10 protein-coding genes are annotated in these 10,719 nt (G+C 42.1%); all 10 read left to right on the top strand.

What is annotated here, in order from left to right:
- A partial coding sequence (locus tag B4237_RS02565) for an ATP-binding cassette domain-containing protein (RefSeq protein WP_286941228.1) occupies window positions 1-598 on the top strand: 598 nt, incomplete at its 5' end.
- Between the two features lie 206 nt (window positions 599-804).
- A complete protein-coding gene (locus B4237_RS02560) occupies window positions 805-1,398 on the top strand; it encodes a hypothetical protein (protein WP_286941227.1) in 594 nt (197 codons plus the stop codon).
- A 218-nt stretch (window positions 1,399-1,616) separates the two neighbouring features.
- A complete protein-coding gene (locus B4237_RS02555; RefSeq protein ID WP_327545642.1) occupies window positions 1,617-2,009 on the top strand; it encodes a cation efflux protein, CzcI-like in 393 nt (130 codons plus the stop codon).
- Window positions 2,010-2,186: 177 nt separating this feature from the next.
- Window positions 2,187-2,798, top strand: coding sequence for a methyltransferase family protein (locus tag B4237_RS02550; RefSeq protein WP_278596184.1), 612 nt, complete (start codon window positions 2,187-2,189; stop codon window positions 2,796-2,798).
- Window positions 2,799-2,955: 157 nt separating this feature from the next.
- Window positions 2,956-3,129, top strand: coding sequence for a hypothetical protein (locus B4237_RS02545; protein ID WP_019385535.1), 174 nt, complete (start codon window positions 2,956-2,958; stop codon window positions 3,127-3,129).
- Between the two features lie 204 nt (window positions 3,130-3,333).
- Window positions 3,334-3,732: a cation efflux protein, CzcI-like gene (locus B4237_RS02540; RefSeq protein ID WP_257735871.1), complete on the top strand. Its 399-nt coding sequence runs from the start codon at window positions 3,334-3,336 to the stop codon at window positions 3,730-3,732.
- A 54-nt stretch (window positions 3,733-3,786) separates the two neighbouring features.
- Complete coding sequence (locus tag B4237_RS02535; protein WP_136456727.1) at window positions 3,787-5,208, top strand: TolC family protein; 1,422 nt, start codon at window positions 3,787-3,789, stop codon at window positions 5,206-5,208.
- Entirely contained in the window at window positions 5,208-6,434 is a 1,227-nt protein-coding gene (locus B4237_RS02530; protein ID WP_004803870.1) for an efflux RND transporter periplasmic adaptor subunit, read from the top strand. Before B4237_RS02535 ends, B4237_RS02530 begins: the two co-directional genes overlap by 1 nt.
- Window positions 6,424-9,594: an efflux RND transporter permease subunit gene (locus B4237_RS02525; RefSeq protein WP_136456725.1), complete on the top strand. Its 3,171-nt coding sequence runs from the start codon at window positions 6,424-6,426 to the stop codon at window positions 9,592-9,594. Before B4237_RS02530 ends, B4237_RS02525 begins: the two co-directional genes overlap by 11 nt.
- A gap of 260 nt (window positions 9,595-9,854) precedes the next feature.
- Window positions 9,855-10,719 (top strand): cation diffusion facilitator family transporter (locus B4237_RS02520; protein ID WP_286941221.1); only part of this gene is annotated, 865 nt, incomplete at its 3' end.

Here is a 10,719-nt window from a genome sequence, read left to right as displayed (position 1 = left end):
AGGTCCAAACGGTGCGGGTAAAACCACTTTATTCCGTATGATGACGGGCGAGCAGCAACCTGATACAGGTACTGTGACTTTAGGTGAGTCAGTTAAAGTGGCTTACGTGGGTCAGATTCGTGACACATTGGATAATAACAAAACGGTTTGGGAAGAAGTTTCTGGCGGTTTAGATATCCTAAAAATTGGTGATTACGAAATCGCGTCACGTGCTTATATCGGTCGTTTTAACTTCAAAGGCCAAGATCAGCAAAAACGCGTCGGTGAATTGTCTGGTGGTGAACGTAACCGTTTACAACTTGCGAAAATCTTACAGATGGGCGCAAACGTAATCTTACTGGATGAGCCATCGAACGACTTGGATATCGAAACTTTACGTGCGCTTGAGGATGCAATTCTTGTATTCCCAGGTACAGTGATGGTGGTATCGCATGACCGTTGGTTCCTTGACCGTATTGCAACGCATATTTTGTCATTTGAAAACGAACAGCCAGAATTCTACACAGGTAACTATGCAGAATACGAAGCTTATCGTCAGTCTCGTTTAGGCGAAGATGCAACGCAAAAACGCTCTAAATATAAAAAGATTACAGGTTAATTTTCTGTAACTTTAAAACCAGCCTTAGGGCTGGTTTTTTTATTTGTATCCTATTTAACGATTTTAAAAGTGATCAATAATAATAGTGATTAGAGCTATGAAAGAAAATTATTTAAAGGCCGTGGGTTTATACTTATATTTTTAATTTATAAAGATTAATATCAGCACTCAATATATTAAATGGTAAATATACCTTTTGGAAAATCATGAAAAAAATTAAACTTTTCTCAATTGCGATAAGTGTGGCTGTTGTTACGCAACTTACAGGGTGTCTCTCAGTAAAATCATATGTTGATCCTGCTTATAAAACGATTGGTTATTCAAATATTGAAAGACCAAACCAGCCAATTCCAGTCACGGTGGTGACTGAATTTCAAAGAAATGGTGTTGTGATTCCGAAAGCTGGTAAAGAGCTACAATCAATCGTTGATCGTAGTTTAAGGGCTACAGGTGTATTCTCGCCAGCAGCGCAGTCGAATGCTGCGAACCAAGCAAAATTGCATGTCACTGCAAATAACGTAGCTGATTTAGGTGAAGCAGCGGGCAAAGGTGCATTAACAGGTTTAACTTTCGGTGCGGTAGGGAATGCCGTTACTGATAAATATGACTTTAAATTTAAATATATTGATGCTCAGGGCAAAGAAACTTCTCAACGCTATCCACATATGATTTTATCGACTGTTGGAAATAAAAAAGCGCCAGTTGAAAATGTACAACCGATGACGATTAATGAGGCATTTAATAAAGTTGTCGATGATGTTGTGATTCGTTTTACTTATGATTTGCAAAAACAGCAATAACTATCTAGCTCAGTAAAAAGGCTTTCTCGAAAAGTCTTTTTACTCTTTTAAAAAGTTATGACTTAAATAACACGCTTAAACCAGAGTCATCATATAAAAAGAATTTAATTTAACAAATGATTAACTTTATTAAAACAAACTTATCAGTGAGTGTAATTTTATTACATTAATCTTGCCTGCTATAGTGCTGTTAAGCAATTTACGGTTATGGTGTTCTGTTGCGACGTTCTGCTGTATTGATGACAGTCTTATTGAGTTTGTTCATGTTCCAAAGTATTTGGAACGTGGCAGCTGCTTATTGCGGTCATGAAAATACAAGCAAGCAACTGATAACGACGGTGAATCATTTCGGACATCATTCATTACAAGAGACACAAGAGCAACCGGACCTTAAACAAGATTTCGCTGATGATACAACTTTACTGAGTTCACAAGATCATCATGATCATTTGCCTTCTTGTTTTCATGTCGTTGTTTTGGCAGCAGAGCAGAAGTTGAATCAACCGATTTTGTATGAGCATGAATTAAAACAACAATATGACTGGTCTAATTTTTATCAGTCTCCTTATTTAACGGGATTAAACCCACCGCCTGTTTTAACCCTGCTATAGGTGGGGTAGCTGAAAAATAACCCACCAGAAATAAATTTATTTCAAAGGGTTATTCCATGCATAAAAATTTCTTAAAAATGCGCGATGTTTATGTGCCTATTGCCATATTTAAAAAATGGCATCGGCAGATTAGCGCTGATCTAGATTTCGATCCTGTCCCGATTGAGGGTAAATAAAATGAATATTTTATTTGCGCCTCGCGTAAGAACAATGAGTTCCAGAATCATCGGTTTGGTTTTGGCTGTTATTGTCGCGATGAGCTTTAGTGAATGGCATTTCCAAGCTCCATTTGTAGAACACATTCTATGGTTCTTTGGGTGGCTCTTTGTTGGTTTAGGGATAATGGGAAGAATCTGGTGCAGTATTTACATTTCTGGCTATAAGAATAGCCGATTAGTCACTCAAGGGCCGTATTCACTCTGTCGAAATCCACTTTATCTATTTAGTTATTTAGGTGGTCTCGGCATCATGTTTCTAACGGAGACGTTCTTCTTCCCAGTGATATTCTCTCTGTATTTCTTCTGCTATTACCATTATGTGATACGCCAAGAAGAAAAATTTTTGAGTAAAAAATATGGGAGCGAATATTTAGTTTATTGCAATCAAATACCTCGTTTTATTCCCAGTCTCAAGAATTATAAAGAGCCTGAATATTATCAAGTTTCGCCCAAACACTTTCGTGTTTTCTTAGTACAAGTGGTCTGGTTTCTCTGGATCGCAGCTTTCATTCAGCTATTTGAAGAGCTGAGGCTATTTGGTGTTATTCCTTCTGTATTTAGTTTGTTTTAAGGAATAGCAGTTTTGAGATTTAAGTCTGTGCTTGAAATCAACTTTGAATTTCAAGGCATGACTGAACTCATAAATATATGTCGCTTTGTTCGTTTTATTTTGGTGTTTCGCCCAAAAGTTTAATTGAACAGAGCCTATTTTAGATAAGGTGATGATTATGTTTAGTCAATTAAATGCAAAAGTATTGTTGGTTGTTTTACTTCTTTCCGCGACTGTCGCAAAGGCCGATGGTGGGTTGATTTTCTTAGAAAAAAATCTTAATGCTCAGAAAGAAACAAAAGCTCAAGTAGAGAAAAAGAGTCATCATACGACTGTTCAGCATAAGTGTTAATGATGGCTAGTAGGTTTGGAAACCAGTAACTTCTGTTGCTGGTTTTCATCCGATGATGTATCTATATTTTGTACGATGACCGAATAAGCTTTACGCTATGAAGTCATATTATTTTTTTATTGCTTAGTCGAACAATGTAATTTTATTACATCAAGTTTAGATGCTATAGTGCCACCTGAGCAATTTTTGTCTAAAGAGAAATTTTTGCGTCGTTTTAGTATTTTTATCACCGTCTTACTCAGTTTGTTCATATTCCAAAGTTTGTGGAATGTGGCAGCGGCGTATTGCGGCCATGAAAATATCAATGCAAAAACTTCTGTATTAACCCATTTTGGTCATCATATTCCTGAAAATCAGCAGGTTGATACACAATCTACTTTGGTTAATGACCAAGATGCTGATTTGCCCATGCCTCTAAGCTTGCAAGATCATCATGATCATTTACCTTCATGTTTCCATGTGGTGGTGACTGAGGCTCAGCAACAGCTTGATGACCCTATTTTAACAATACATGAATTAGAACAAAAATATTACTGGTCTAACTCTTACCAGTCTCCTCATTTATTTGAACTGAATCCACCGCCGCTTTTTACCCCGCTATAGGTGGGGTAGCCGAAAAATAGCCCACCGCATTCTTATTACTTTGCGGGGCTTTATATGTCTTCTAGTTTAAATCAGCGTATTCATGCAGTTGAGCAGCGTACGCAAAAAAATCGTACTCAATTGTCATTGAAGTGGTCAGTGTTGGCACTTGCTTTAAGCACGGCCATTTTGAGTCCATCCATTGCCGCAGAATCTTTACTGGATGCGAATCAGCAGCCTGTAAGCAAAGCTGCACAACGCAATCTGAATTTTGAGCAAATCTTGCAGGATGTGAAACAATATCAGGCAGGCACAGGGGTGTGGCAAACACAGCAAGGAATCGCTGAGGCCAATGTAAAACAAGCGGGGTTATGGTCGAATCCAAGTATTTCTATTCAGCAAACCGACTTTAGGTCGGGCAAAGACAAAGAGCTGGAATTTGGTGTTTCACAAAAATTAGACATTTTTGGTCAACGTCGTGCTGCGGTTAAGCTTGCCGATGTACAAGCATCTCAAGTGGGGCTTAATCAGGAACTCTACAATGCGCAACTTGAGTTAGCAGTTAAATATCTGTGGTCGCAAGTCGTGGTGCTAGAGCTGGAACATGATGTGGTTCAGGCACAGTTAAAAACCAGTCAGGATACTTTGGATGCAACTCGCTTAAGACTCAAAGCGGGCAGCATTGCGCAGGTCGATTTAGACCGTACCTTGATGGCGCATATTGAAAATCAACGGTTGTTTCAACAAACCGAACTCTCCTTAGCCACTGCAAAGCGTCAATTGGCAAATCTGTGGGGCAGTACCGATAACCGCTTCTCTACTCAGGCAAGCAATGTCTGGCCACAACAAAATGATTTGCAAGATTATTTGCAGAACAATTTATTTGAGCGTGCTATTCAACTCGATATTGTACGTCAAAAAGCCAATATCGATTATTTAAAAGTATCCAATCGACCGAATCCGACCGTCAATTTAGGCATGGTGCAAAGTAAAAGTGCTGAAACAAACTCGACCGATAACAAGTTCCGAGTGGGTATCGATATCCCGTTGAATATTTTTAATCGTCAACAGTATTCATTGCGAATTGCCAATGCCAAACAAGATTTACTGGTCAAACAGCAACAGTTTTACAAGCAGCAGAACTTGAATGCGATTCAGACCTTAACAGCAGAGTTGGCGGGGTTGAAACAACAGTTCGATCTCGTCAATCAACGACAAATTCCATTGTCTGAAACGGTACAAGAGAAAATGTTGCTCGGTTTCAAAGTCGGTAAATATGCCATTACTGATGTGCAGCAAGCCACCATGCAATTGCAGGATCAACGTTTAAATAAAGTGCAGTTACTCAAGAGTGCATGGCAAAAGCAAATTGATGCAGAAAGTTTAGCACTAGGAATTGAGCCGAGTATGGTGAGTTCAAGTGATGCCTTAAATCAGATTAATCAAACCCTCTGGAAAGATACCAATAACCTTCCCGCTGTAGTAGGAGCAGAATAATGTCGACAAATAAATCTAAAAAGCAGTGGTTCTGGGTCATTCTGGTTATTGCCGTTGGCTTAGTCCTGAGCGCGTTATTATTTTTCACTGGCAAGAACAAAGCCAGCGGTGATGCAGCAGCTGATAGTCATGGCGAAGGTGAGGAAGGACATACAGAAGGTGAGGCTGGACAGGCTGAAAGTGAGGAAGGTAGCTTAAATCTCAGCCCAAAACAGATGACTGAATATGGGGTTAAGCTGGCTCAGGTTGGTGTGGGTGAAGTCGGACAGCAATTTGCTTACCCAGCAAAACTGGTGACCAATACCGATCAGCAAGCGCATGTTTCAGCAACCTTTGCCGGACGTGTGGAAAGTGTCAATGCGGTACTTGGCCAACAAGTCAAGAAAGGGCAAGTTTTAGCCACTCTATTTATCCCTGATCTGGTAGATCAGCAGGCTAATTTAAGTATTGCACAAGAAGCTTTAACGCTTGCACAGCAAGATTATCAACGTGAAAAACAACTTTGGGAACAAGGGGTTTCTGCACGTCAGGATTATCAACGTGCCTACAATGCCTATCGTCAGGCACAGATTCAGGTACAAGCTGCACGTAGCCGGTTATCTGCCTTGGGCGCATCCAGTGGCAGTCAGGGTCGCTATGTCTTGACTGCACCTTTAAGCGGTGTGGTGAGTCTGAAAGATATTGTGGTGGGAGAGCAAATTACCGCAGATAAGCAGTTATTTGTGATTGATCAGCTGGATCAACTCTGGATTGAGTTTATTTTACCAAGCGTCAATAACATCAATGTCCAACCAGATCAGCAGATCGAGTTTAAGTCGCTGCAAACCAATAATAGCTTTAAAGCACAAATCCAGACTTTGACCACCGCAGCAGATACGCAGACAGGTCGTTTGCAGGTGCGTGCCAAAGTGTTAACCCCAGCCAAAGAACTTCGACCTAATTTGATGGTAAACGTGTTATTAGATGGTACGGACAAGAAGCCTGTGCTTCGTGTTGCCAAAGGGGCGATTCAGCAGATCGAGGGTAAAGCCACGGTTTTTGTCGCTAAGCAAGAGAAAGACCAAATGCATTTCACTCCAACACCTGTACAACTGGGTAATTACTCAAGTGATGGGCAGTGGGTGGAAATCCAATCGGGTCTGACTGAAAAGCAACAATATGTCAGTCAAGGCAGTTTCCTTTTGAAATCTGAGATCGAGAAGGGAGAGGCTGAGCATGGACACTAAAGATAAGTTGCAGCTTCCTCCCGCGGAAGGCCTGTTTGATCGGATTATTCAGTTTTCAATCCGCAATGCGATTTGGGTCATGCTGTTTGTGGTGGCATGGATCGGGGTCGGTATTTATAGCTACCAAAAACTGTCGATTGATGCCGTACCTGACATTACCAACGTGCAGGTGCAGATTAACAGTCAGGCGGGAGGATTCACTGCCCCTGAGGTTGAACAACGCATTACTTATCCGATTGAAAATGCCATGTCGGGTATTCCGAACTTGGAACAAACCCGTTCCATCTCGCGTTACGGCTTGTCCCAAGTCACGGTGATCTTTAAAGATGGTACCGATATCTATTGGGCACGCCAGCTGATTAACCAGCGCTTACAGGAAGCCAAGAGTGCTTTGCCTGATGATATTGATCCACAAATGTCACCGATTTCAACGGGGCTAGGCGAGATCTATCAATGGGTGATCAAGGCTGAACCGAATGCCAAAAAGGCAGATGGTACGCCTTATGAGGCTATGGACCTGCGTGAAATTCAGGACTGGATTGTTCGTCCTCAATTACAACGTGTGCCAGGTGTTGCTGAAATCAATACCATTGGGGGATATAACAAGACCTATGTGGTTTCCCCCGATCTGAAACGTTTGCAACAACTGCAAATTCCCTTAACCGATTTGCAAACTGTACTCACTGAAAATAATGAAAACCGCGGTGCGGGTTTTATTGAAGAAAATGGTCAGCAGCTTACCGTACGTATTCCGGGGATGTTGAAAACCGTACAAGACATTGAGAATGTCACGGTCAGTACCAAGAATGGCTTGCCGATTCATGTTGCCGATGTTGCAACAGTTTCGATTGGACATGATCTGAGAACAGGTGGTGCCACCTATAACGGTGAAGAAACCGTACTGGGTATCGCGATGATGATGATGGGTGAGAACAGTAAATCCATCGCTCAAGCACTCGACAGCAAAATGCAGGAAATCAAACGTTCATTACCTGAAGGGGTGGTGGTCGAAACAGTATATAACCGCAGTAACTTGGTTGATAAAGCCATTAAGACGGTGGCGAAGAACCTGATTGAAGGCGCAATCTTGGTGATTGTGATCCTGTTTGTGTTCTTAGGTAACTTCCGTGCGGCATTGATTACCGCCTGTATTATTCCCTTATCCATGCTGTTTACCCTGACAGGGATGGCGGAGCAGAAAATCAGTGCCAACCTGATGAGTTTAGGCGCATTGGACTTCGGTATTATCGTCGATGGTGCGGTGGTGATTGTCGAAAACTGTATCCGACGGCTGGCAGAGGCTCAACACCATAAAGGTCGGCTCCTGACCCGTTCTGAACGTTTTACCGAAGTCTTCTTGGCGGCAAAACAGGCACGACGTCCGCTGATTTTTGGACAAATCATCATTATGGTGGTGTATTTGCCAATCTTTGCACTGGCAGGTGTCGAAGCGAAAATGTTCCATCCAATGGCAATGACGGTGGTCTTGGCCTTGATCGGTGCGATTATTTTATCGGTGACTTTCGTCCCTGCTGCGGTGGCATTATTTGTTACCGGTGAGGTCAAAGAGAAAGAAAGCCGTTGGATGGCCGCCTTAAAAAACGGTTATAAATCCTTGCTGGATAAAGCCTATGCTTTCCGCTATGTGGTTGTGGCTGGTGCGGTGACTATTTTGGTACTCACCGCTGCGATTGGTTCGCGTGTCGGTAGTGAGTTTGCGCCACAACTGAGTGAGGGTGACTTTGCTTTACAGTTGATGCGTGCACCAAGTACAGGAATTGAAGAATCCCTGAAGATTCAGGAAAGTGTTGAGAAGCAATTACTCGCAGAGTTTCCTGAGATCAAAGCGATCTTTGCCCGTACGGGTACAGCCGAAGTGGCAACGGATGTGATGCCCCCTAATATTTCTGATTCAATCGTTTTGTTAAAGCCGCGTGATCAATGGCCCGATAAATCGGAAACCATCGACGAGCTTCGGACCAAAATGTTGGCCTATGTGGAGAAAATTCCAGGCAACAACAGTGAGTTTTCACAACCGATTGAATTACGTTTCAACGAACTGATTTCAGGGGTGCGTAGTGATATTGGGGTGAAAATTTTTGGTGATGATATGCAGGTATTGAACCAAGAAGCAGAAAAAGTTGCTCAAACCTTGAGAACCATCACAGGTTCGAGTGAAGTGAAGGTTGAGCAAACTGATGGTTTACCTTTACTCAATGTCGATATCGACCATGCATTGGCTGCGCAATACGGTTTATCAGTGAAATCCATTCAGGATTTGGTTGCTGCAAGTATTGGTGGGCAAAGTGTTGGGCAGATTTTACAGGGTGACCGTCGTTTTGATTTTGTAGTGCGTTTGGATGATGGGATGCGTACGCCGCAGCAACTGGCCATGCTGCCGATTCAGCTGCCGAATGGTGGTTTGATCAAACTACAAGACGTGGCAAAAGTTGAGAATATTTTAGGCTTGGCGCAAGTCAGCCGTGAAAATGGCAAACGCCGTGTTGTGGTCACCACCAACGTACGCGACCGTGATTTGGGCTCATTTGTGGGTGAAATGCAGCAGAAATTATCTCAGCAAAAATTACCAAGCGGTTATTGGCTTGGTTATGGCGGTCAGTTTGAAAATCTAGCCTCGGCAAAAGCCAGAATGCAGATTGTGGTGCCATTGGCATTGCTGATGATCTTCGTTTTGTTGATGGCGGTGTTTAATAACTTTAAAGAAAGCTTGCTGGTGTTTAGTGGCGTGCCATTTGCCCTATCTGGCGGTTTGGTGGCGCTGTGGTTACGCGATATTCCCTTGTCGATGTCAGCAGGTGTTGGTTTTATTGCGCTCTCTGGTGTCGCCGTGCTGAATGGTCTTGTGATGCTGAGTTTTATTAAAGAACTTCGTGAGCAGTTTGATGTGCATAAAGCCACATGGCAGGGAGCAATCTTAAGATTACGTCCTGTATTAATGACGGCTTTTGTTGCTTCGCTTGGCTTTATTCCAATGGCAATTGCGACTGGTACTGGTGCAGAGGTGCAGCGTCCTTTAGCAACTGTGGTGATTGGTGGGATTATTTCATCAACTTTACTGACCTTGTTGATCTTACCTGTCGTATATCGTTGGATGAATGAAGCTAAAACTAAGTTAGATCGTCATCATATTGAAGCTTAGCATTTGTACGCGCTAGCTAGACGGCATGGATGCTGCTGATAGCGTTATTGATCAATTCAGCTTTGTTTTAAAAAGAGTCTTAGACTAGGTCAGAGCTGACCTAGTCTAAGCAAGAATTCTACCCTCGACTTTATGGCGTGAAAATGGATCGCTGAAAGCAAAGGGTAGCTGTACATATAGCATTTGATTTAATTCTCAATTAGAGGCAGTGTAAGCAAGAAAAGAAATACACTTTCTTGCACAATTATAAGGAGTCCAACATGAGTGGACATCAAGGGCATGACCATAGTCATGCAGTTGTCACCGAAGGCAACGCCAAAAAGCTGACAATCGCTTTAGTTTTGACCTCAACTTTTTTAATTGTTGAGGTAGTTGCAGGTTTAATCACGCAAAGTTTGGCATTACTTTCTGATGCGGCACATATGTTTACCGATGCTGCTGCATTAGCGATTGCCTTAGTTGCGATTAAAATTGCAAAACGCCCAGCCGATGATAAACGTACATTTGGCTATCAGCGTTTTGAAATTTTGGCAGCATTATTTAATGCGGCGATGTTATTTTTTGTCGCGATTTACATTCTCTACGAAGCGTATCAGCGTTTTACTCAACCACCAGAGATTCAAAGTGTTGGTATGTTGATTGTGGCATCGTTAGGGCTGGTGGTTAATCTAATCTCCATGAAGATTTTAATGTCGAGCGCTGCAGAAAGCCTAAATATGAAAGGCGCTTATTTGGAAGTTCTGAGTGATGCGCTCGGTTCTGTCGGTGTGATCATTGGTGCGATTGTGATTTATTATACCAACTGGTATTGGGTCGATACGATTATTGCGGTTGCCATTGGTTTCTGGGTATTGCCGAGAACGTGGATATTACTCAGACAGAGCATTAATATTTTATTGGAAGGTGTACCCGAAGAAGTTGATATTGAAAAATTGCGAAGTGATTTACTCTCGTTGGATGGTGTCGAAAGCATTCACCAATTAAAAGTTTGGGCAATTACATCGAAAAATATTCATTTAACCGTCCATCTTTTCGCACCGAATGCTGATCGTAATCAGTTACATCGTGCAGCGACAGAAATGCTATCACATGAGCATGGCATTGCTGAGGTAACCTTGCAGATTG

The organism is Acinetobacter sp. UBA6526 (assembly GCF_002434875.1).
Lineage (GTDB): Bacteria > Pseudomonadota > Gammaproteobacteria > Pseudomonadales > Moraxellaceae > Acinetobacter > Acinetobacter venetianus.
The sequence above is the reverse complement of the archived record's forward strand: the minus strand, read 5'-3'. Positions and strand labels throughout refer to the sequence as shown.

Bases quoted from the DNA above. Each gene is read 5' to 3' on its own strand.
- B4237_RS02560 (WP_286941227.1), top strand. From the start codon at position 805: ATGAAAAAAATTAAACTTTTCTCAATTGCGATAAGTGTGGCTGTTGTT.
- B4237_RS02550 (WP_278596184.1), top strand. From the start codon at position 2,187: ATGAATATTTTATTTGCGCCTCGCGTAAGAACAATGAGTTCCAGAATC.
- B4237_RS02545 (WP_019385535.1), top strand. From the start codon at position 2,956: ATGTTTAGTCAATTAAATGCAAAAGTATTGTTGGTTGTTTTACTTCTT.
- B4237_RS02535 (WP_136456727.1), top strand. From the start codon at position 3,787: ATGTCTTCTAGTTTAAATCAGCGTATTCATGCAGTTGAGCAGCGTACG.
- B4237_RS02530 (WP_004803870.1), top strand. From the start codon at position 5,208: ATGTCGACAAATAAATCTAAAAAGCAGTGGTTCTGGGTCATTCTGGTT.
- B4237_RS02525 (WP_136456725.1), top strand. From the start codon at position 6,424: ATGGACACTAAAGATAAGTTGCAGCTTCCTCCCGCGGAAGGCCTGTTT.